The 20080-nt window shown below is 74.2% G+C and carries 21 protein-coding genes; 10 read left to right on the top strand and 11 right to left on the bottom strand.

All coding sequences use genetic code 11. From position 1 onward, the window contains the following. A partial coding sequence (locus tag ACTWPW_RS15735) for an alpha/beta fold hydrolase (RefSeq protein ID WP_443169111.1) occupies positions 1-646 on the top strand: 646 nt, incomplete at its 5' end. On the opposite strand, the gene ACTWPW_RS15740 is transcribed toward ACTWPW_RS15735, so the two are convergent. Continuing rightward, on the bottom strand, positions 595-1419 hold the full coding sequence (locus tag ACTWPW_RS15740) for a patatin-like phospholipase family protein (RefSeq protein ID WP_443169112.1): 825 nt from the start codon (positions 1417-1419) through the stop codon (positions 595-597). The two genes, ACTWPW_RS15735 and ACTWPW_RS15740, sit on opposite strands and share 52 nt — an antisense overlap. A 161-nt stretch (positions 1420-1580) precedes the next feature. Here ACTWPW_RS15740 and ACTWPW_RS15745 point away from each other — a divergent pair, with 161 nt between their 5' ends. From ACTWPW_RS15745 to ACTWPW_RS15765, 5 genes are all read left to right on the top strand, one after another. Beyond that, positions 1581-1730, top strand: a complete 150-nt coding sequence (locus ACTWPW_RS15745; protein WP_375110579.1) for a putative ATP-grasp target RiPP — start codon at positions 1581-1583, stop codon at positions 1728-1730. A gap of 73 nt (positions 1731-1803) precedes the next feature. After that, positions 1804-2796 (top strand): hypothetical protein, encoded by a 993-nt coding sequence (locus ACTWPW_RS15750; RefSeq protein ID WP_443169113.1) that lies wholly within the window; start codon positions 1804-1806, stop codon positions 2794-2796. Next, complete coding sequence (locus ACTWPW_RS15755) at positions 2793-3752, top strand: TIGR04500 family putative peptide maturation system protein (protein ID WP_443169114.1); 960 nt, start codon at positions 2793-2795, stop codon at positions 3750-3752. The genes ACTWPW_RS15750 and ACTWPW_RS15755 overlap by 4 nt, the downstream gene beginning before the upstream one ends. Further along, a complete protein-coding gene (locus ACTWPW_RS15760; RefSeq protein ID WP_443169115.1) occupies positions 3749-3931 on the top strand; it encodes a hypothetical protein in 183 nt (60 codons plus the stop codon). The genes ACTWPW_RS15755 and ACTWPW_RS15760 overlap by 4 nt, the downstream gene beginning before the upstream one ends. Then, complete coding sequence (locus ACTWPW_RS15765; protein WP_443169116.1) at positions 3928-6072, top strand: peptidase domain-containing ABC transporter; 2145 nt, start codon at positions 3928-3930, stop codon at positions 6070-6072. The genes ACTWPW_RS15760 and ACTWPW_RS15765 overlap by 4 nt, the downstream gene beginning before the upstream one ends. Here the strand turns inward: ACTWPW_RS15765 and ACTWPW_RS15770 are convergent, their stop codons facing one another. The 3 genes from ACTWPW_RS15770 to ACTWPW_RS15780 form a co-directional block, all read right to left on the bottom strand. Then, positions 6073-8283 (bottom strand): polysaccharide lyase 8 family protein, encoded by a 2211-nt coding sequence (locus ACTWPW_RS15770; protein WP_443169117.1) that lies wholly within the window; start codon positions 8281-8283, stop codon positions 6073-6075. It lies immediately after the preceding gene. Positions 8284-8306: 23 nt separating this feature from the next. After that, positions 8307-9530 carry a hypothetical protein gene (locus ACTWPW_RS15775; protein WP_443169118.1) on the bottom strand — a complete coding sequence of 408 codons (1224 nt, stop codon included), beginning with the start codon at positions 9528-9530 and terminating at the stop codon, positions 8307-8309. A 78-nt stretch (positions 9531-9608) separates the two neighbouring features. After that, positions 9609-10589: an Lrp/AsnC family transcriptional regulator gene (locus ACTWPW_RS15780; protein ID WP_375110571.1), complete on the bottom strand. Its 981-nt coding sequence runs from the start codon at positions 10587-10589 to the stop codon at positions 9609-9611. A gap of 85 nt (positions 10590-10674) precedes the next feature. On the opposite strand from ACTWPW_RS15780, the gene ACTWPW_RS15785 reads away from it, so the two are divergent. Next, positions 10675-12075, top strand: a complete 1401-nt coding sequence (locus ACTWPW_RS15785) for an MFS transporter (RefSeq protein WP_443169119.1) — start codon at positions 10675-10677, stop codon at positions 12073-12075. On the opposite strand, the gene ACTWPW_RS15790 is transcribed toward ACTWPW_RS15785, so the two are convergent. Both ACTWPW_RS15790 and ACTWPW_RS15795 read right to left on the bottom strand, forming a co-directional pair. After that, entirely contained in the window at positions 12038-12175 is a 138-nt protein-coding gene (locus tag ACTWPW_RS15790) for a hypothetical protein (RefSeq protein WP_443169120.1), read from the bottom strand. The genes ACTWPW_RS15785 and ACTWPW_RS15790 overlap by 38 nt on opposite strands. Positions 12176-12177: 2 nt before the next feature. Then, on the bottom strand, positions 12178-12684 hold the full coding sequence (locus tag ACTWPW_RS15795) for an ATP-binding protein (protein ID WP_443169121.1): 507 nt from the start codon (positions 12682-12684) through the stop codon (positions 12178-12180). A 156-nt stretch (positions 12685-12840) separates the two neighbouring features. On the opposite strand from ACTWPW_RS15795, the gene ACTWPW_RS15800 reads away from it, so the two are divergent. Next, complete coding sequence (locus ACTWPW_RS15800) at positions 12841-13023, top strand: hypothetical protein (protein ID WP_375110567.1); 183 nt, start codon at positions 12841-12843, stop codon at positions 13021-13023. Beyond that, positions 13020-13325, top strand: a complete 306-nt coding sequence (locus ACTWPW_RS15805) for a DUF2795 domain-containing protein (protein ID WP_375110565.1) — start codon at positions 13020-13022, stop codon at positions 13323-13325. The genes ACTWPW_RS15800 and ACTWPW_RS15805 overlap by 4 nt, the downstream gene beginning before the upstream one ends. 84 nt (positions 13326-13409) lie before the next feature. Here the strand turns inward: ACTWPW_RS15805 and ACTWPW_RS15810 are convergent, their stop codons facing one another. Both ACTWPW_RS15810 and ACTWPW_RS15815 read right to left on the bottom strand, forming a co-directional pair. Then, the gene (locus tag ACTWPW_RS15810) at positions 13410-14111 is read right to left on the bottom strand and encodes a DUF2267 domain-containing protein (protein WP_443169122.1); all 702 of its coding nucleotides are present in this window, start codon (positions 14109-14111) and stop codon (positions 13410-13412) included. 68 nt (positions 14112-14179) lie between these two features. After that, the gene (locus ACTWPW_RS15815; protein ID WP_443169123.1) at positions 14180-16456 is read right to left on the bottom strand and encodes a xanthine dehydrogenase family protein molybdopterin-binding subunit; all 2277 of its coding nucleotides are present in this window, start codon (positions 16454-16456) and stop codon (positions 14180-14182) included. 73 nt (positions 16457-16529) lie between these two features. Between ACTWPW_RS15815 and ACTWPW_RS15820 the strand changes: the two genes are divergently transcribed. After that, positions 16530-17000 carry an MSMEG_6728 family protein gene (locus tag ACTWPW_RS15820; RefSeq protein WP_443169124.1) on the top strand — a complete coding sequence of 157 codons (471 nt, stop codon included), beginning with the start codon at positions 16530-16532 and terminating at the stop codon, positions 16998-17000. Positions 17001-17062: 62 nt separating this feature from the next. On the opposite strand, the gene ACTWPW_RS15825 is transcribed toward ACTWPW_RS15820, so the two are convergent. Genes ACTWPW_RS15825 through ACTWPW_RS15835 form a run of 3 tightly spaced genes read right to left on the bottom strand, consistent with a single transcriptional unit; the run spans position 17063 to position 19967 of the window. Further along, on the bottom strand, positions 17063-18523 hold the full coding sequence (locus tag ACTWPW_RS15825; RefSeq protein WP_443169125.1) for a multicopper oxidase family protein: 1461 nt from the start codon (positions 18521-18523) through the stop codon (positions 17063-17065). Beyond that, complete coding sequence (locus ACTWPW_RS15830) at positions 18520-18924, bottom strand: hypothetical protein (protein ID WP_375110560.1); 405 nt, start codon at positions 18922-18924, stop codon at positions 18520-18522. Before ACTWPW_RS15830 ends, ACTWPW_RS15825 begins: the two co-directional genes overlap by 4 nt. Continuing rightward, positions 18921-19967, bottom strand: a complete 1047-nt coding sequence (locus ACTWPW_RS15835) for a carboxymuconolactone decarboxylase family protein (RefSeq protein ID WP_443169126.1) — start codon at positions 19965-19967, stop codon at positions 18921-18923. Before ACTWPW_RS15835 ends, ACTWPW_RS15830 begins: the two co-directional genes overlap by 4 nt. Between the last annotated feature and the right edge of the window lie 113 nt (positions 19968-20080).

Consider the following 20080-nt stretch of genomic DNA (forward strand, 5'->3'; position numbering starts at 1 on the left):
GGGCATCTCGGGCAGCGTCCTGGACGACCCCACGCAGGACTCCACCCCCGAGCTGCGCGCCGACGACGTCGCCGCCATCCTCGACGCGATGGGGGCGGAGTCCGCCGACCTCTTCGGCAGCAGCGGCGGCGCGGTGACGGGGCTGGCCCTGGTCGCGCGGCACCCCGGCCGGGTGCGTACGCTCGTCGCGCACGAGCCGCCCTCGGTGGAGCTGCTGCCCGACGCCGCCGAGCAGCGGGCCGCGGTGGACGACATGATCGAGACCTTCCACCGTGCGGGGCTGGAGGCGGCCTTCGCGAAGTTCATGGGGAACGCGGGGTTCGGCGAGGGTGACGAGGGTGCTCCCGCCGAGCCGCCCGGGGAGCCTTCGGAGCAGGACCTGCTCGACGGCGCCCAACGCTGGCCGAGCTGCTCGGCACGGTGCCGGCGGAGTTCCCCGGGGATCACGGCGGGTTCATGGGGCAGCCCGAGGAGTTCGCGGAGGCGCTGCGGAAGGTCCTCGCCGGCGGGTGAGCCCGAAGGTCGTCGGGCGACGCGAAGGCCGCCCGACGACGCCGCCCCAGTGCCGCCCCCGGGTGCCGCCTCAGTGCCGCCTCAGTGCCACATCCTGGCGACCCGGGCCGCCGCGGCGCGGCCCTGGGCGTAGCCGGCCTCGGCGCTGGGCGTGCGGACCTCCGGCGCGAGCGGGTTGTCGCCGAACGCGCCCAGCGAGACCGCGTCCGGCTCGATCACCTCGACCGTGCCCTTCAGCCGCGTCCAGGACGGCTCCCCCAGCTCGGGCATGGGGGCCAGCACCAGCACGCGGTCGAACCCGGCCGCGAGGTCGGCGTTCGTGCTCGTACGCACCCCGCCGTCCATGTAGCGCGCCCCGTCGATGGTCACGCACGGCCACACGCCCGGGACCGCGCAGCTCGCCGCGACCGCGTCCACCAGCCCCACTCCCGAGCCGGGTCCGAACAGGCGCGGCTCGCCGGTGCGGGCGTCCACGGCCACGATCACCAGGTCCCGGGCGGGCCACTCGTGCACGGGCAGCCGGGCCTCGATCACCGTGCGCCGTCTGGCCTCGCTGACCGTGGACGCGGCCAGCGCCATCGCGCCGACCTCGCGCCGCTTCACGACGGGATCGAGCGGGCCCTCGTTGATCTGCAGGAGCATGGCCCACAGCTCGTCCATCGGCACCCCGCTGGGCAGCTCGGGAGTCTGCAGCGCGGGGTCGGCCTGCCGGGCCAGCAGGTCGGGCAGCGGCAGGCCGCTGGTGATCTGGGCGGCCACGGTGGAGCCCGCCGACGTGCCGATGATCCGGTCGGCGCCGGTGACGTCCACGCCGCCGTCCGCGAGCGCGGCCAGCACGCCCGTCTCCCAGGCGATCCCGGCGACTCCCCCGCCGCCCAGCACCAGTGCCCGCACGCTCTCGCTCATCAGCCCTCCACGTCGCCGCGACCTCTGCTCTCACGATCCCACCGAGGACGGGCCGATGGTGCGTTGCCTGTGGGTCCCAAGTGACTTCCAAGAGATCGTTCCTAGATTTCTCGTCGCGAGTCCATGAGCGCCGCCGCACGGGCGGCCGGAAGGAATGACGAATGTCGAAGATCTTGATTGACGACCTGCCCTTCGAGGGTGCCGAGCTCACGGACGCCGAGCTGGGCGCGGTGTCCGGCAGCGCCCGGAAGGAGTGGCAGGCCAGCGCCTGGACGCTCAACGACGTGCCCTACGAGTGGTGGCTGATCTAACGGGCGACCCGGCCGGGGTGAGCCGACAGGGCCCGCCCCGGCCCTTTTTTTGGAGTGGGCAGTGATTCTGATCATGAGCGAGCGTGGCGACGGGGCCGCCGAGCGGGTGCTGGCCGCGCTGCGGCGGCGCGGCGCCCACCTGGTGGGCTCCGGCGACGCGGCGGGCCGGTGGCCCGTGTTGTGGTGGGACAACGGCGACTTCCCCGGGCACAGCCGGATCACCGCCGCGTTCGCGGGGGGCGAGCGGCGGCTGCTGCTGGACACCGGCACCGAGCTGGTCGACCTGTCGCGGGTGACCGCCGTCTGGCGCAGCCGCCCCAGCGGGCCCCGCGCGAACGCCGTGGCCGACGCCACCCAGCGGGCGCACGCGGAGCTGCAGGCCGAGGTGCTGCTCGACGGCGTGTGGAGCCTGCTGGACGCCCGATGGCTGCCCGGGCGCCGCGCGGACGAGCTGCGCGCGCACAACAAGGTCTTCCACCTCGCGCGGGCGATCGAACTCGGCTTCACCGTGCCCGACACCACCTACACGAACGATCCCGAACGCCTGGCCACCGCCTTCGACGCGGCCGGGGGACGGCTGGTGGCCAAGCAGATCGCCGCCGAGCGGTTCGAGGTGGACGGGGCGCCGCACCGGGCGTACACGACCGTGATCAACCGCCGCCACCTCACCTCCCGGCACCGGCTCCGGCACGAGCCGGTCATCCTCCAGCCGTACGTGGACAAGGCCGTCGAACTGCGGGTGATCGTCGTCGGGGAGCGGGTGCTCGCGGCGGAGATCGACGCCTCCGACTCTCCGTCGGCGCATGAGGACTGGCGGCACTACGACAACGACCGCGTCAGGTACGGGCCGCACCGGCTGCCCGCCGAGGTGGCCCGGCGCTGCACCCGGCTGGTCGCCGCCGTCGGCCTCACCTACGCCGCCCTGGACCTCATCGTCACGCCCGGCGGCGAGTACGTGTTCCTGGAGCTGAACTCCAACGGAGCGTGGGGGTTCGTCGAACTCTGGGCCGGGCTGCCCGTCAGCGACGCGATAGCGGCCTGGCTCATGGACGGAGAAGAACGTTGACCCGATTCGCCGACGCCCTGGAGTCGGGAACCGAGCTGCTGCGCTCGCTGCCGCGCCGCCGCGCCGGCGTGCCCGACGCGCGCCGGGCCGCCGACGCGTACGCCCGGCGGTATCCGGACGTGCGGGCCCAGCTGATCGTGGATCGGCGGCCCGGCACCCAGGTCGTGGACTACGACCTGGTCCTTGACCATCCCGGCGGCGGCACGGTGGCGTTGACGGCGCCGCCGGAGGACGGGGTGCCGTTCCTGGTCGACCACTCCACGCACTGGGCGGCCGGGCACCTGGTCAGCGTGGACGACGTGGACCTGTCGGTGTCCCAGGCACTGACCATGCTGCGGTCGTTGTCGCGCGGGGGCGCCTCGCCATACCAGGAGATCGTGGACCAGTGCCTGCTGGCCGCGGCGGTGGACGAGGAGGCGCCGGTGGACCCGGCGGATCTGCAGGCCACGGCGGACGAGTTCCGGCGGGGGCGGGGGTTGCACGGCCGGGCCGCGACGCTGGCCTGGATGGCGGCGGCGGGCATGTCGGGGGAGCGGTTCGAGACGTACATCGCGGGAATCGCCCGGCGGCGGCGGTTCCGGCTGGACAAGGAGGCGGAGCTGGCGGGCGCGCATCTGGCCGCCCATCGGGCGGACTTCGCCAGGGTGCGGGCGGTCTGGGCGACCGGGCCGGAGAAGGTGGACCTGGACGGGGAGCCCTCGTCGTACGGGGAGGCGGTGGTGACCGTCGGCACCCGGTGGGAGGGCGAGCTGCCCGAGGCGCTGCGCGGCGCACCGGTCGGCCGGGTGGTCGGGCCCGAGGAGCTGCCCCGGGGCGGGTTCCTGACCGGGCGCGTGCTGTCCAGGAGCCCGGCCGAGGCGGACGCGGAGACGCTGGCCGCCGCGGGGCGGGCGGCGTTCGCCGGCTGGCTGGCCGGACGCCGCGCCGCGGCCCGGGTCGAGTGGCACTGGTCATGACCGGGCGCAGGCGGATCTACCGGGAGGAGGCGCTGCGCGGGCGGGAGCGGGCGCGTACCGGGGCGCGGATGCCACTGGTGATCAGCGGGCCGTCGTTCCTCGCGCTGTGGATCGCGGTGGCGATCGTGCTCGCGGCCGGGATCGCGGCGGTCGTGCCGGCGCTGGGGGCGCTGCGATGATGCGCCGCGTCCCGGTCCTGCTGCAGAACACCGACACCGAGTGCGGCGCGGCCTGCCTGGCCATGGTGCTGTGCCACCACGGCCACCGCACCACCCTGCACCAGGTCTCCGACCGGCTCCAGGTCGGCCGGGACGGGCTGACGGCGAAGGCCGTCGTGGACGGCGCCCGCGAGCACGGGCTCAAGGCGCGGGCCTTCTCCCTGGCGCCGGAGGACCTGGCGCGCGTGCCGCTGCCGGCGGTCGCGCACTGGGAGTTCGGCCACTTCCTGGTCGTCGAGCGCTGGTCGCCCGACCGGGTGGACGTCGTGGACCCGGCGCAGGGGCGGCGCCGGCTCACCGCCGAGGAGTTCGGCGCGGGCTTCACCGGCGTGCTGCTGGTGTTCGAGCCCGGTGAGGGGTTCCAGCGCGGGTCGTCGTCGATGGCGAGCGCGTGGCGGCGGGAGTTCGTCCAGACGTTGTTCCGGCGGCGCAGGGGGCTGCTGGCGCAGATCGTGGCCGCCTCGCTGCTGTTGCAGCTGCTCGGGCTGGCGCTGCCGCTGTTCTCCGGGCTGCTCGTGGACACGATCGTCCCGTCGCGCGGGGCCGAGGTGCTGTCGCTGCTGGGCATCGCGGTGCTGCTGGCGGGGGCGGCCCAGTTCGTGATCGGGTATCTGCGGGCGGCGCTGCTGGTCGCGGTGCGGGCCAGGGCCGACCAGGAGCTCACCGAGGGGGTGGTCGGTCATCTGGTGGCGCTGCCGTACCGGTATTTCACCCGGCGCGGCAAGGGCGACCTGATGACGCGGGCCGCCAGCGTGTCCCTGCTCGGCGACATCCTCACCGGGCAGGTCGTCGCGGCGCTGCTGGACGGGCCGCTCGCCGTGGGCTACCTCGTGCTGGTTTACCTCTGGGACCCCGTCTTCGGGCTGGCGCTGACCGGGGTGGCCGCGGTGCAGACGGTCCTGCTGCTGGGCACCACGCGCCGAATCGCCTCGCTCACCCAGCAGGAGCTGACCGCGCTGTCCGCCTCGCAGAGCAGCCTCATCCAGACGATCAGCGGGATCGAGACGCTGAAGGCGTCGGGGGCCGAGCGGCGGGCCGTGGAGCAGTGGTCGGCGCACTTCACCAGGCAGCTCAACGCCGACGTGCGGAGCGGGCTCACCAGGGGGCTGCTGGAGGCGGCGCTGTCGGCGATCCGGGTGATGGCGCCGCTCGGGCTGCTGTGGCTGGGCGCCTGGCGGGTGCTGGACGGGCAGCTCACGCTGGGCACGCTGATCGCGCTCAACGCCGTCGCGCTCGGCGCGCTGACCCCGCTGGGCTCGCTGATGACGGGACTGCAGAGCCTGCAGCAGGCGGGCGCGCACTTCGACCGCCTGTCGGACATCCTGGCCTCCGAACCGGAGCCGAGCGACGGCATCGAGGTGCTGCGGCTGCGCGGCGCGGTCGAGTTGCGCGACGTGAGCTTCCGCCACGACCCCCGGGGGCCGTGGACGGTGCGGAACGTCTCGGTCGCCATCCGGCCGGGGCAGAAGGTCGCGCTGGTGGGGGCGTCCGGCTCGGGCAAGAGCACGCTCGCCCGCCTGCTGCTCGCGCTGCACACCCCCGTCGAGGGCGAGATCAGGTACGACGGCGTCCCGGCTGCCGAGCTGAACCTGCGTACGCTGCGCCGCCAGTTCGGCGTGGTCACCCAGGACCCCTCGCTGTTCAACGGCTCGATCAGGGACAACATCGCGCTGAACGACCCCGGCGCCTCCCTGGACCGGGTGGTCTCCGCGGCCCGGCTGGCGGCCCTGCACGAGGAGATCATGGCGATGCCCATGGGGTACGAGACGATGCTCACCGACGGCGGCGGCCTGTCCGGCGGCCAGCGGCAGCGCCTCGCCCTGGCCCGCGCGGTGCTGTCGCGGCCCAAGGTCCTGCTGCTGGACGAGGCCACCAGCAACCTCGACAGCGCCACCGAGGCGGTCATCGAGGCCAACCTCGGCGCGCTCGTGCAGACCAGGATAGTGATCGCCCACCGGCTGAGCACGGTCAGGGACGCCGACCTGATCCTGGTGGTGGACTCGGGCCGGATCGTGCAGCGCGGCACCCATGACGAGCTGATGGCCGGAGGCGGCGCGTACGCCGAGCTCGTCGCCGCCCAGACCGTGCTCAGAGCGGGCTGATCAGAGGCCGAGCCGCACGGTGACCGTCACCGAGGCGCCCTCCAGACCGGCCGTCCGCCCGAACCTGAGCGTGCCGCCGGCCAGGAGGGCGTCGCCGTCCAGCACCTCCGCCACCGGCCGGGCCCAGGTCACGGCCAACTCGTCGAGGTCGCACCGGGGGTCGGCGACGGTCAGCTTGGCGGTCCCGCCGGGCCGCTCGCGGAGCAGGACCGCGCACGGGGCGGAGGCGGTCAGGTCGCCGGCCGTCCCCGCGGTCCAGAAGCAGGCCGCCGTGAGTCCCAGCGCGGGCACGTGGACGGCCTGCAGGCGTGCGGTGTTGGCCAGCACCCGCACCCGGCCGGGATCGGCGGCGCGGGCCCGCGTCTCCTCGCGGCTCGCGCCGGGCAGCAGGACGTAGGAGTAGCCCGCCGAGCGCGGATCGACCCCGTGCTCCAGCCAGAGCGTCACGTAGTCGCGGGTCACCCCGCCGCCGGTCCGGCTCTCCCTGAGCGTGCGCAGGGCCTGCCCGCCGGGCACCAGGTAGCCGCCGTGACCCTCGACGTGCGCCCACCCCGCCTCCACGGTGAGCTCCGCCCCGGTCCTGCGGTTGTCCACGACCGTCTCGACGGCCGCGCCGTCCCCGCCGGTGATGCCCGCGCCCAGGCAGACCACCGCGTCGTCCAGGAAGAACCACGACTTGAACGCCTCCATCGTGCTCTCCAGACCGCTCAGGTGCTGGCCGACGGCCGCGTACGTGCCGTCGGTCGCGCCGCCCACCCAGCGCCACGGCGTGCGGGTGTCGCCCCAGGCCGCGCCCGCCCCGTCGGGCAGCCGCCGGGTCGAGACCGTCGTGCCCGGCAGCCGGTAGGGGTCCACGGTCGGCCAGAAGGAGTCGGAGTAGTGGTCGCCGTGGCCCTCGGCCCACCAGTAGAGCATTCCCGAGCCGGTGTGCCAGCCGCGCAGGTTCTCGCCGTTGCCGTGCTCGTAGTGGCCGATCCGGTGCGAGGCCATGCTGAGCGCCGCGCACCAGCCCGGACCGCGGTGCACGGCCCTGGCGCTCATCGGCAGCAGCCGGTGCCCGAGCGGCTCGGCCGCCGCGGGCACGGCGTCGTCGTCCATGATCGCCGCCAGGCGGGTGTGGAAGGCGGGCCCCGCCTGCGCCGGCATCGACCGGTACGTGCCGCGCGCCGCCCACCCCTTGACCATGGCGTGCCAGCGCGCCCGCTGGACCGGCGGGGCGCTCTCCCCCAGCAGCAGCACCGCGGCGGCGATCTCCCGCCCGCGCTCGTGGTCGCCGAAGGGCCGCCGGCCGATCCCCCTCCCGCGTACGAGGTCCATGCAGGCCCCGTCGCGGACGAAGGGCGCGAACGACCGCTCGACCAGGTCGAAGACGCTCCGGTCCGCGATCTCCCACGGCGAGCCGCGCAGCACCGCGTACAGCGTGGCCAGCCCCGACAGCAGCGTCACCCCGTAGGCCCCCTGGTAGGGCACGTAGGAGTGCTGGATGAACGACCCGTCCCGGTAGAAACCGTCGCCCTCGGAGACCGTCGGGAACACCGGCGACAGCGCCGACACCGCCAGCGCGGCCTTGCCGTGGTCGTCGTCGAGCATGGCCCGCAGCAGCGTCACCACGCACAGGTCCACGCGGTTGGCGGCGGTGCTGTTGCCGCCGTAGCGGCCGAGACGGTTCTCCGGCACGAAGTGGTCGACGGCCTCCGCCAGGGCCGCGCTCCGGCTCCCGCCGAGGTCCGTCAGCACGGCGGCGTCGAGCAGCGCCTTCGGCACGCCGATCTCCCAGTGCCACCAGTTGCCCGGCGCGCCGGCGCCGGCCGGGTAGACGTGCCGCCGGTAGTGGTCCACGCCCTCGGCGACGGCCTCGGCGAGACCCGCGTCGCCGGTCACCCCGGTCCCCTCCAGCGCGTACGCCTGTGCCATGGTGCGTAACCGCCGCGGCGTGGCCACGAACGACGGGAACGCCTGGTCGGGCCAGAGCGAGGCGGGCCGGGGCGCCATGGTGTCGCGGTAGCGGGCGGCGGCCCGGCCCAGCGCGAGGTGCGGCGCCGCCGCGGGGCCGGGCGCGGGCCCCGCCGTCACTTCCCGCCAGCGGCGGCGCAGCAGCACGAAGGTGTCGTCGGGCGTGTACGCCGCCCGCGCGGGGGCCAGCGCCCCGACGGTCCCGGCCGCGGCCACGCCGCCGAGCCGGAGGAACGATCGCCTGGATGGCCGGCGCACGCCTCGATTATCACGTACGCCCGTCACCCACGGCGCAGGCCCGTGAACCAGTCGAGCACCTGTGGCAGCGAGCGGGACGCCGAGGTCATGTGATCGACGTCGCCGACATCGGTGAGCGACGCCTTGACCCCGCTCACCCGCAGGTCGCGCAGGCAGAGTCGGGAGTTGGCGATCGCCACGTCCTTGTCGCCGCGCCCGGCGAACAGCCGTACCGGCACGCCGGCCCGCCAGCCCGCGCAGGTGGCGTCGTTGGCCTCCGTCGCCCGCAGCACCGCCCCGGACGGCTTGGCGATCCGCTCCAGGTACGCGGCGGTGACCAGGTCGCGCGGCGTGGCGGGCAGCCCGGCCGCGATCTGGTCGAAGCTGTGGTGGCCGTCGAACAACTTCTCCACCCCCGGGTCGCGGAACACCTCCGACGGAGAGTCGTAGAAGTGGTGCAGCCGGTTCATCGAGACCGTCCAGTAGGCCAGGTAGAACGTCGCGCTGTGCGGGTCGAGGCGGCCGGCGAGCAACGCGGGGAGCTCGGCCCTGCGCACGTGGCACGGCCCCGCGATCGGCGCCGCCGCCCGCAGCCGGTACTCCGGGTCGTCACGCAGCGACTTGCCCAGTGCCATGGCCGCGTGCCCGCCCTGGGAGAAGCCGGTGACCAGCACGTCGCCGCTCAGCGTCCGTCCCTGCCGCCGGGCCAGCTCCCCCGCGGCCCGCAGCAGGTCGGCGGAGGCCGACGCCTCGGTGGCCGCGTCCATGTACGGGTGGAAGCCGGGCCCCGTGCCCAGACCGAGGTAGTCGGGCGCCACCCCGGTGAACCCCGCGGCGGCGAACATCAGCGGCACCGCCCGCCCGTCCCCGTCCGCCACCGACCCGGCGCCCGCCTTGGTGGGCAGCGTGCCGTGCCCGTAGCTGACCGTCCACAGCCCCTTCCTGGACCTGGCGGGCAGCGCGACGACGCCGCTGGCCGTGGTCGGCGTCCCGTCCACCCCGATGGTGCGGTAGACGACGGCGTACAGGTCGGCGCCCTGCGGCCGGGCGGGCACGGGGAACTTCGCGCCGGTCAGGTAGGCGGTGACCTGCTCGGCCGATAACCGGGCCAGCAGGTTCGCCGAGACGATCGAGCCCCTGTCGTCGATCGTCACGGTGTGCGCGGCGGGAGCGCCGGTCGCCGCCAGCGCCGCCGGGGCGGTCGCGGTGGCCAGCACGAGCCCGGCGCAGGCCAGGGCGAGCAGCCGGGTCTTCATGGAAGTCTTCATGGCTCGAAACGCTACGAATTCCGGCGATCGGCCCCCAGCCTGTGCTCCGCCCAACCGCCGGTAGTGCCTGCCCCACCGTCAGACGGGCAGCACGGCCCCCGCCCGCTTGATGGTCCTGATGATCGGCCCGGTCTCGATGTGCCGGATCGCGGGCAGCGCGCCCAGGCTGTCGGTCAGGTAGCGGTAGAGCTCCGCGTCGTCACGGCACACGATGCTGGCCGTCAGGTTGGTCGGCCCGGTCGTCGCGCCGGCGAACGCCACCTCCGGATGCCCGGCCAGCGCCCGCCCGGTCGCGTCGAGCTCGGCCGGCGGCACCGACATCCACAGCTGTGCCTCCACCCGGTAACCGAGCAGCGTGGGCAGCACGTCCATGTCGAAGAAGAGCGCGCCCGCGGAGCAGAGCTGCTCCATGCGCCGCTTGACCGTCGACTCCGACCAGCCCGTCACCGCCGCCAGGTCCGCGTAGCCGGTCCGGCCGTCCACCGAGAGCGCGTCCAGCAGCGCCTGGTCGCCGGAGCCGAGCACGACCCGCTCGCCCTCGCCCCGCCGCCGGTAGAGCCGCGCGCCCGCCAGGTGCGCCACCTGGTCCGGTGAGAGCGCGGCCAGGCCCGCCCAGCCGATCCGCCCGCCCACGAACAGGTGCAGGGTCCGGTGCGCCGACACCGACAGCACCCGGTTGGTCCGGGCCAGCTTGTGCAGCAGCAACGACTCGCGCTCCCGCGGCGTGCGCTGCAGCGTGCCGCAGGAGATCTCCGTGCCGCCGGACAGCAGGTGCACCCAGAACGTGTCGGGCCGCCTCCCGAGGGCCTCGGCGATCGCCGGCGCGGCGTCGGGGGTGCAGCGCAGCCTGATCGCCCACGACTCGTAGCCGAGCCGCCGCCCGTCCACGACGCCGACCACCCGCATCATGCCGCTGGAGCGCAGCCGCCGGTAGCGGCGGGCCACTCGCTGGTCGGACACCCCGAGCACCTCGCCGATACGGCTGAACGGGGCCCGCCCGTCCACCTGCAGCGCGTGCAGCAGTCCCCGATCCACCTCGTCCAGCTCGATGTTTTCCACCACCATAGGCTATGCCGTACGGAAATCCACCAGAATCCGGGCTTCGACTGGTGAATATCCGCCGTCAGGCCCGACCGTGGTCGCCATGACTCGAACGTACGCACCCGAGACCGGAACCGTCCCCTGGTCACCCCTGGTGGCCGCCTGCCTGGGCGCGTTCATGCTCCTCGTGGACGTGACCATCGTCATGGTCGCCCTGCCCGGCATCACCACCGACCTGGGCATGTCCTTCACCGGCGGGCAGTGGCTGCTGGACGGCTACGCGCTGGCCCTGGCCGCCCTGCTGCTGGCCGCCGGGTCGTTCGCCGACCACACGGGCCGGCGCAAGGTGTACCTGGCGGCGCTGGCGGTCTTCGCGCTGGCCTCGCTCGCCTGCGGCCTGGCGCCCAACGGCGGCCTGCTGCTGGCCGCCCGCGTGCTGCAGGGCGCCGCCGCCGCGGCCATGATGGCCACGACCCTCGCCCTCATCAGCGCCACCTACCACGGCAGGCAGCGCGGCATCGCGTTCGGCGTGTGGGGCGGCGTGAACGGGGCCGCCGCGGCCGTCGCTCCCGTGCTCGGCGGCCTGCTCACCGAGCACCTGCACTGGCGGGCCATCTTCCTGGTGAACCTGCCCCTCAGCCTGGTCGCCGCCTGGCTGACCCTGCGCGGTGTCGAGGAGTCGCGCCTGCCCGGCGGGGCCCGGCTCGACCGGGCCGGGATGGTCACGTTCACGGTGGCGGCGGGCGCGCTCACGTACGGGCTCATCGAGGCCGGCCAGCATGGCTGGGCGGCGGGTCAGACGCTGGTGCCGCTGGCCGTGGCGGCGGTGGCGCTCGCGGCCTTCCTCGTCGCGGAGACGCGCGGCGCGAACCCCATGCTGGACCTGAGGTTGTTCGCCGGGCGGTCGTTCAGCGGCATCATGGCGGGGGCCGCGCTGCTCATGCCGGCCGCGTTCGCCTGCCTGGCCTTCACCTCGATCTGGCTGCAGCAGGACCTGCGGCTCGGCCCCGTGATGGCCGGGCTGGCGCTGTCGCCGATGGCCGCCTCCTCCCTCGTGGTCTCCGTGGCCTCGGCCCGCCTGCTCCCCCGGCTGTCCCCGCGCGGCGCCGTCGGCGGCGGGCTGCTGCTGATCGGCGCGGGCGCGTTCCTGCAGGGCCTGCTCGGGGCGCACTCCGCCTGGACCGCGCTGGTGCCCGGCCTGGTCGTCACCGGCGTGGGCGTCGGCCTGGCCGTCCCGGCGCTCAGCTCGGCCGCCATGGCGTACGCGCCGCCGCAGCGCGCGGGCATGGCCGCGGGCACCGTCAACACGGTCAGGCAACTCGGGTACGCGCTCGGCATCGCCGGGCTCGGCATCCTGTACCAGGACGGCCCGGAGCAGGGCATGGCCGCGTACGCCGCGCTCAACGACGTCTACCGGGCCAGTGCGATCACCGGAATCGTGGCGGGCCTGCTGGTCCTAGTGGCCGTCACCCCGAGGGGGCGCCCGGCGGCGCCGCGCGCGTGACCTGGCGGGGCAGCTCGATCGCCACGCCGGGGTGCCGGTCGGAGACGCCGACCACGTCGTCGCGGATGTCGAGCCAGGAGATGGAGGACAGCGGCGACAAACCTAGACGCCGGCTCTGATCGGCACCACGTTGCCGGGCGTGCCCTGGCGCGGCAGCGCGAACCACGTGGCCTTCCCGACCAGGTCGGGCTGGGTGACGTAGCGCTGGGGGTGGCAGCCGTAGAAGCCGTCGGAGAGCCTGGCGATGATGCGCAGCCCGCGCCCGTGCTCGGCCGCCAGGTCGGGAGGCGCCGGGGCGGGCAGCAGCGGGCTGCTGTCGACCACCACGCACATGATCTCTTTCGCGTCCACGTGAAGACCGAGTTCGTACGGGCTGTCACCGTACATGAGGGCATTGGTGATCAATTCGCTCACCATGAGGACGGCGTCGTCCACGAGTTCGGAAGAAAGGGCGAGTTCCGACAATTCCGCGCGAATGATGGCTCGTGCGTGACGGACTGTCCGTGCGTCCTCGCGCAGCGGCCACGCGTACTGCTTCCGGCTCCGGTGAGTCGATCGCAGCCTGCTCATGGCTTCTCTCTCCTGGGCTGAGGGGCAGCGAATGCGCATTTCGCTCAACAAGAGGACCTACCTATGGGTTGACGTACACCGCTGTCGAAACGTGTACGTACGGGAAGGCGTTTTGGGTCGATTTTTCGGCGAGAAATCATCATTCTTTTGCCAGCCGCTCGAAACGGCAGCATCGGGCCGGGTACGGACACCCGCATGAGCAGTCCTGACGAGAACGCACCCAAGACCGACTCCAAGCCCCGCCAAGACGCCGCCCGCAGACCGGCCGAGCGCGGCCCGCGGCCCGCACCGCCCAAGCCCGCCGGGCGCATGGCGCTGGAGCAGGCGCTGTCGGAGGCGGGCAAGGACCTCGAAGACCTCACCAGGGGGTCAACATGAAGCTGCACGACACGCGTCCCGTCGCCGACGCGCTGAACAGTCTCGACTTCCCGGCCGACAAGGAGAGCATCGTGGCGCACGCCCGCTCCCACGGGGCCGTCGAGGTCGCGGAGCGGGCCCTGCGGTCACTGCCGCTCGGCGACTACGCGAGCATGGCGGAGGTGCTGCGCTCGGTGCCCGTCGACCCGGCGCCGGACCGTACCGTGAACGAGCGCGTCCAGCAGCACCGCCGGCAGGGCCGCAGGGCGGGGCTGGCCGAGAGCATGCGCCCGTCCCGGCCCAAGCCCATAGATGAGGTGTGACCTCCTGGGCCGTCCGAGCGACGACGGCCAGGGAGGTCGGAAGAGCGGGCGGCCGGTCAGGGCCGCCCCCATCAGCGCCGCCGGTCAGGGGCGGCCGATGCCGGCGCCGATCTCCTCGATCAGCGCGTCCACCCTCCTGGCCAGCGCCACGTCCAGCGCCGTGACCGCCCCGACCGACACCGTGCGCACCAGGATGGCCAGCCCGTCGGCGGTGTCGTGGAGCTGCGGCTGCCGGCCGTAGGTGACCTTGAGCCGGTCGAGCGCGCGCCGGACCGCGCGCAGGTTCTCCCGCGGCAGCGCGATGACCCGGCGCAGCCCGGACCGGTCGCCGCTCCACATCGGCAGTGAGCGCAGCGCCGAGTCGATCTCGGACGAAGTCAGCGGGGCGCTGTGCCCCTTGGGGCCGGTGATGCCGCCACCGCTCTCGGGCGGCGCGAAGAGCCCTCGTACCTGCTCGGGGATGTGCAGCCGGGCCACGAGCTCGGGGTCCTGCTCGGCCAGCGCCGCGAGCACGGCCTGCGCCCTGGTCCTGGCCTGCTCGGGCGGGCGGCGGCCGAGCAGGGCGGCCTGCCGGACGAAGCCCTCCTCCGTGCCGTCGTTGCCCGGGCGGTCCATGGGGAAGTCGTTGGTCAGCTCGGGCGGCAGCGCGTCGATGAGCTCACGCCGGTCCTCCTCGTCCAGCGTGCGGGCCAGCGTGGTCAGCGTGGCCTCGGCGGCCGCCCTGGCCGGTCCGGACCCCAGACCCGTCATGCGGCCGATCGAAGCCAGCAGCTCCTGGTATTCCATGGTGTCCCCCGATCCGGCGTTCAGGCTCCTCGTTCCCAGGTCAGGGCCCTCGACACCTGGACCCGCGGCTACAGCAGGGACCACACGACGGCCGGGGTCAGGGGCACGTCGGTGACCCTGCCGGCGGCCTCCGGGAGGGCGGCGGCGACCGCGTTGGCGATGGCCGCGGGCGGGCCGATCGTGCCGGACTCCCCGACGCCCTTCATGCCGCCCGGCGTGACCGGCGAGGGCGTCTCCATCAGCACGACCTCGATGTCGGGCACCTCCCGCGTGGTCGGCGGGTAGTAGTCGACGATCGGCTGGCCGTCGTCGGTGTAGACGATCTCCTCGGTCAGCGCCTCGCCGATCCCCTGGGCCACGCCGCCGCGAATCTGCCCCTCCACCACGGCCGGGTTGACCAGCACGCCGGAGTCGTTGACCACCCAGTAGCCCTCCACCTCGACGGCCCCGGTATCGGGATCGACGGCCACGGCCGCCGCGTGCGCCCCGTACGCGAACGTGTAGCCCGGCGGGTCGTAGCTCACCCGCTCCTCCAGGCCCGGGGCGACGCCCTCGGGCAGGTCCCAGCCGCGCCACGCGGACGTGGCCAGCTCCCGCAGCGTCACCGAGGCCCGCGGGTCGCCCTTCACCCGCACGGCCCCGTCGGCGATCTCCAGGTCGCCGGCCGCCGCCTCCAGCCGGTGCGCGGCGATGGCCAGCAGCTTGTCGCGCAGCCGCTCGGCGGCCCGGACGAGCGCCCCGCCGCCGAGCGGCAGCGAGCGGCTCGCGATCGACCCGACCGACGAGTACGGCGTCGCCGCCGTGTCGCCCAGCACCACCCGCACCCGTTCGATGGGCACCCCCACCCGGTCCGCCGCGAGCTGGGCCAGCGTCGTCTCGATGCCCTGCCCGATCGCGACCACGCCCGAGGACACGACCACCGACGCGTCCTGGTCCATGCGCAGGACCGCCGTCTCGTAGCCGCCCGCCGCCATGCCGATGGCCTTCATGTCCATCGAGGGCCCCATGCCGGTCGACTCGACGTGACAGGCGTAGCCCACGCCGCGCCGGCGCCCGTCGTCCTTGGTGACCGGCCGCACCAGGTCGCGCAGGGTGAGCAGGGCACGGGGGTAGTCGCCGGAGTCGTACGTCTGGTACACCCGCGTCGTGTACGGCAGCTCGTCCGGCCGCAACATGTTGCGCAGCCGCAGCTCGACCCGGTCGATCCCGAGCCTGCGCGCCGCCTCGTCGATCAGCCGCTCCCTGGTCAGGGTGCCCTCCGGCTGGCCGAAGCCGCGGTAGGAGCCGGTCGGGGTGGTCGTGGTGACGACACCGCGCACGCGCACCGCGAAGCGGTCGAACCGGTAGGGACCCGGCAGCAGCGTGGCCGTGACCGCGAACGTCGAGCCGCCGGAGTTCGAGGGGTGGGCGCCGAGATCGCCGAGCACGTCCACGTACATCGCCACGAACCGCCCGTCGCCGTCCAGCGCCAGCCGCGCCCGGTGCACCGCCTGCCGCGCCGGCAGCGTGGCGACCAGCCGGTCGCCCGGCGACTCCGTCCAGCTCACGGGACGGCCCGAGCGCATCGCGGCCAGGCAGACGAGCGCCTCGTCGGGGTAGACGTGCTCCTTGGCGCCGAACCCGCCGCCGGTGTCTCGGCTGATCACGCGTACCCGGTCGTGGGTGAGCCCGAGCGCGTCCGCCAGGTGCTCGCGCACGTGGTGCGGGGCCTGGGAGGAGATGTGCACGGTCAGCTCCTCGTCGGCGTAGGCCGCCACCACCCCGCGCGGCTCCAGCGGGTACGGCGAGACCCGGCCCGTCCTGAACGTCATCTCGACGACGTGCTCGGCCCCCTCCACGGCGGCCAGGCAGTCGTCGTCCCCCATCGTGTAGTCGGAGATCAGGTTGCTGCCCAGGTCGGGGTAGAGCAGGGGGGCGTCGCCGGCCAGCGCCCGCTCGGCGCCGACGGTCGCGGGCAGCTCGTCCAGCTCCAGGTCGAGCACGTCGGCGGCGTCCCTGGCGGCCTGCGGCGTGCGGGCGACGACGAGGACGAGCGGCTGGCCGACGTACCTGATCGCCTCGTCCAGCACCGGGTAGGAGGTGAGGCTCTGGCCGGGCATCACGTTGACGCACGGCAGGCGGAGGCCGGCGGCCTCAGCGGGGGTGATGACGTCGAGCACCCCGTCGACGGCCCAGGCCGCCTTGGCGTCGCAGCCGATCAGCCGGCCGTGCGCGATAGGGCTGCGTACGACGTACGCGTGGGCCATGTCCGGCAGCCGGACCCCTCCGACGTACCTGCCCTTACCGATCAGCAGTCTGGCGTCTTCCCGTCGCGGCGTCCGCGCGCCGACATACGCGTCTCCCATGGCCTGATTGTGAGCGCCACCTGCCAGGCGGTCTATACGATCCGCGAGAAGGAGCACGTCAGCGGGGGTACTGATGCAGACTTTCCTGCCATATCCGGACTTTGCGGCCACAGCTGCGGTCCTCGACCCGCTGCGGCTGGGCAAGCAGCGGGTCGAGACCCTGCAGATCCTGCGCGCCCTCACCGTCCCCGGGTACGGCTGGCGCCACCATCCCGTCGTCAAGATGTGGACCGGTTACGAGGAGGCGCTCGTACGCTACGGCCTGGAGATGTGCGGCCACTGGTGCTCCCTGGGCCGGGCCGACACCTGCGCCGCCACGATGACGGCGGACCTGGCCGCGCACCGGGGCACGGCCGGCGTGCGCCCGCAGGCCGAGCTGGCGGCGGCCGGCGAGCTGCCGCCCTGGCTGGGCGACGAGAAGCTGCACCTCAGCCACCGCTCGGCGCTCCTGCGCAAGGACCCGGGCTTCTACCGGCCGATCTTCGGCGACGAGCCGGACGACCTGGACTACGTCTGGCCGCGCTCCGACCGCCTCCCCGGCTGACCGCTCCGACCGGCTGACAGGCCGGCCGCTCTGACCTGCTGACCGGCTGACCGGCTGGCCGCTCACACCACCTCGAAGGCGGCCATCATGGCCATGTCCTCGTGTTCGAGGTTGTGGCAGTGCAGGACGTACCGGCCCCGGTAGTCGGTGAAGCGGGTGACGATCTCGACGGTCTGCGCGTCGCGCAGCTCGACGGTGTCCTTCCACTCGGGTGGCCCCTGCGGGCGCTCGCCGCTGACCGACAGCACCTGGAAGGCGTCGAGGTGCAGGTGCACCGGGTGCGCGACGTCGCTGGTCAGCCGCCAGACCTCGATGTCGCCGAGCTTGGGCCTGGCCTCCATCCGCTTGGCGTCGAACGGCCTGCCGTTGATCAGCCAGCCGGTCCCCCCGTGCATGCTGCCGCTGCTGAAATCGAAGTCCCGCGTCACCGTCGCCTTCGCCGGGTCGAGCGCCTCGACGGTGGACAGCCGCCCCGGCACGGCCGAGTCGTCGGCCTCGTCGCGGTCCACCGCGAACCGCATCACCCTGGCCTGCGCGCCCTCCCCCGCCAGGTTCCGCAGCTCGACCTGCTGGCCCACCTTGTACGCGGAGAAGTCCACGACCACGTCGGCCCGCTCGCCCGGCGCCAGCCTGAGCTGCCGCACGGTGCGCGGCGCGGCCAGCAGCCCGCCGTCGCTGCCGATCCGCACCATCGCCCCGCCGGTGGACAGCTCGTACGCCCGCGCGTTGGAGGCGTTGCACAGTCGCAGCCGGTAACGCGCCCTGGCCACCCGCAGCTCCGGCCACGGCGCCCCGTTGACCAGGATCACGTCGCCGAGCACGCCCCCCATGTACGCCTCCCGCACCCCCGGCCGCCCCTCCTGCGCCGGGTACACCATGGTGCCGTCGGCCGCGAACGACCGGTCGCAGATCAGCAGGGGCAGGTCGCGCTCCCCGGCGGGCAGCGGCAGCGCCGCCTCCTCCGCGTCTCCGATCAGGAACATCCCCGCCAGCCCCCGCCAGACCTGCGGGCCGGTGTAGTCCATGCGGTGGTCGTGGTACCAGAGCGTGGCCGCCCGCTGCTCCAGCGGGAACACGTACTCCCGGGAGGCGCCCGGCGCCACCAGGTCCGTGGGGTAGCCGTCGGACTCGGGCGGGGTGTGACCGCCGTGCAGGTGCAGGACGGTCGGCTCGCCGAGCTGGTTGATCAGCTTCACGACCGTGCGCCGCCCGCTGCGGGCCTGGATGGTGGGGCCGGGGAACGTGCCGCCGTACCCCCAGATCGGCGTCCGCAGCCCCGGCAGCAGCTCCGCCTCGGCCGCCCGCTCGGTCAGCTCGTAGAAGTCCACCCCGCCCGAGCTGCGGACGGGCTTGGCGACCTCGGGGACCGGCAGCGGCACCGCGTACGGCTTGGGCAGCGGCGCCGCGCTGGTCAGGAGCTGCGGCTGCGGGGTGCCGGCGATCAGCGAGCACCCCTGGGCCGCGGTCGCCGTCAGGGCGCCGAGCCCGAGCAGCCGTAGCATGTCGCGCCTGGTGGGGGTCATGCCGTTCCCGGCCGGGCCATGACCCGGAAGAGCTGGGCCACGCCGCCGCCGAACAGCAGCACCCCGAGAGGCAGGTGAACGGTCTTCACATGCATCTCGCCGAGGATCGCCGCCACCACCGTGAACAGCAGCAGCAGCGCGGCCGGCGCGATGAACCTGCCGGACCCGCGGCCCGGGCGCCAGACCAGGATGGCGGCCACCAGGTGGAGCACTCCGATGACGGCCAGGGCCATGCCCGAGGCGGCGTGCAGCGCGCGCCCGCCGGGCGTGGACAGGAGCATGCCCGCCGTCACGGCCTGGAACAGCAGGGCGACGACGTGCAGGACCACCACGGCCTTGAGCGTCTGTACGGTCCAGGACGTCGGTGCGGGCCGGGCGGCGAAGGTGTGTTGCGCGGTCATGATCGGTCTCCCAACGGTGCTTCGGTGCTTGCGGTAAGGCGGGGCTCCGCGTGCGTGGTGGCCGTGATGGCGCCGAACGCGCAGAGCCGTACGAGGTCCTCGTCCGGGCGGGTGCCAGGCCAGGCGGCCACGTCCTCGTCCGGGCGGGCGCCGCGCCAGGCGGCCACGTCGGCGTCCGTCACCCGGTACGGGGCGAGCGCGGCGAGCAGGGCGAGCCTGGCCCCTGCCCGGCCGTCGGGCAGGGCGGCCAGCGGCCCGTCCAGCCAGGCGTTCCCCATCGGCGGATGCTCCCCGTCCCAGTCCGCCACCGTCTCCCGCACGAGAGCCCGCGCGGCGTCGGTGAGCAGCTCGCCGCCGGACTCCGCGACGGCCCGGAGGGCGGCGTAGGCGGTCCCGGCCGGAGCACCCGCGGCCCAGGCCGGCTCGGGCCCGGCGGGCAGGCCCGAGATCAGCGGCAGGCTCGCGCCCGGAGGCAGCCGCCTGCGCACCAAGCGGGCCATCGCCCGGCCGCCCACGCTCCTGACCAGGCGTGACTTCTGCAGGTTGGCGGGCAGCAGGTTCTCGGTGAGCAGCGCCGAGGCGATGCGGTTGATGAAGTGGAAGGCCAGCGCGGTGCCGACGTACTCGGGCGCGAGCTCGGCGGGGAACGGCGGCGCCCCGCCGCCCCGAGCCCAGGCCAGCAGCGCGGCGTGTACCGGGTCCTCCGGCGTGTCGCCCCGGGCGATGCTCTCCCCCAGCCGGTGCTCGCCGGTCGCGTGCAGCAGCGTCGTGTGCGCGGCCACGCAGTACGGGCACCGGTTCGCCATCGACACGCCCAGCGCCACGACCTCCTTGCCGGTCCTGGGCGCCCGCCCGGCCAGCAGCGACTCGCGCAGCAGGGCCCACGTCGCGGCCAGCACCTCCTCCGCCGGCGACAGGGTGAGGAACACCGGCATGCGTGCCAGGCCGAAGTCGTTCGCGAGCTGCGCGTACACCCCGGCGATCCGGCCGGTCGCGGCCTGCGGCGCAACCGGGGTGACGTAACGGAAGGAGCCGGCCATCATCGGCCCCCGAGGTGGATCGTGTCCATAAGCGCACATCGTGCTGCCGGCACCCGCCGCCGGTCGTCGTGCGCGAGGCGTCTTCTGCCCTACCGCCCGGGGCGCAGGATCGGCGC

Origin of the sequence: Nonomuraea sp. KM90, from assembly GCF_052246675.1 — a bacterium.
GTDB lineage: Bacteria > Actinomycetota > Actinomycetes > Streptosporangiales > Streptosporangiaceae > Nonomuraea.

What these genes read in the sequence shown, in the direction of transcription:
- ACTWPW_RS15830 (WP_375110560.1), bottom strand. Translation starts at nt 18,924, where the DNA reads ATGACCGCGCAACACACCTTCGCCGCCCGGCCCGCACCGACGTCCTGG.
- ACTWPW_RS15765 (WP_443169116.1), top strand. Translation starts at nt 3,928, where the DNA reads ATGATGCGCCGCGTCCCGGTCCTGCTGCAGAACACCGACACCGAGTGC.
- ACTWPW_RS15740 (WP_443169112.1), bottom strand. Translation starts at nt 1,419, where the DNA reads ATGAGCGAGAGCGTGCGGGCACTGGTGCTGGGCGGCGGGGGAGTCGCC.
- ACTWPW_RS15785 (WP_443169119.1), top strand. Translation starts at nt 10,675, where the DNA reads ATGACTCGAACGTACGCACCCGAGACCGGAACCGTCCCCTGGTCACCC.
- ACTWPW_RS15815 (WP_443169123.1), bottom strand. Translation starts at nt 16,456, where the DNA reads ATGGGAGACGCGTATGTCGGCGCGCGGACGCCGCGACGGGAAGACGCC.
- ACTWPW_RS15820 (WP_443169124.1), top strand. Translation starts at nt 16,530, where the DNA reads ATGCAGACTTTCCTGCCATATCCGGACTTTGCGGCCACAGCTGCGGTC.
- ACTWPW_RS15835 (WP_443169126.1), bottom strand. Translation starts at nt 19,967, where the DNA reads ATGATGGCCGGCTCCTTCCGTTACGTCACCCCGGTTGCGCCGCAGGCC.
- ACTWPW_RS15750 (WP_443169113.1), top strand. Translation starts at nt 1,804, where the DNA reads ATGAGCGAGCGTGGCGACGGGGCCGCCGAGCGGGTGCTGGCCGCGCTG.
- ACTWPW_RS15745 (WP_375110579.1), top strand. Translation starts at nt 1,581, where the DNA reads ATGTCGAAGATCTTGATTGACGACCTGCCCTTCGAGGGTGCCGAGCTC.
- ACTWPW_RS15805 (WP_375110565.1), top strand. Translation starts at nt 13,020, where the DNA reads ATGAAGCTGCACGACACGCGTCCCGTCGCCGACGCGCTGAACAGTCTC.
- ACTWPW_RS15825 (WP_443169125.1), bottom strand. Translation starts at nt 18,523, where the DNA reads ATGACCCCCACCAGGCGCGACATGCTACGGCTGCTCGGGCTCGGCGCC.
- ACTWPW_RS15810 (WP_443169122.1), bottom strand. Translation starts at nt 14,111, where the DNA reads ATGGAATACCAGGAGCTGCTGGCTTCGATCGGCCGCATGACGGGTCTG.
- ACTWPW_RS15775 (WP_443169118.1), bottom strand. Translation starts at nt 9,530, where the DNA reads ATGAAGACTTCCATGAAGACCCGGCTGCTCGCCCTGGCCTGCGCCGGG.
- ACTWPW_RS15800 (WP_375110567.1), top strand. Translation starts at nt 12,841, where the DNA reads ATGAGCAGTCCTGACGAGAACGCACCCAAGACCGACTCCAAGCCCCGC.
- ACTWPW_RS15760 (WP_443169115.1), top strand. Translation starts at nt 3,749, where the DNA reads ATGACCGGGCGCAGGCGGATCTACCGGGAGGAGGCGCTGCGCGGGCGG.
- ACTWPW_RS15795 (WP_443169121.1), bottom strand. Translation starts at nt 12,684, where the DNA reads ATGCGCATTCGCTGCCCCTCAGCCCAGGAGAGAGAAGCCATGAGCAGG.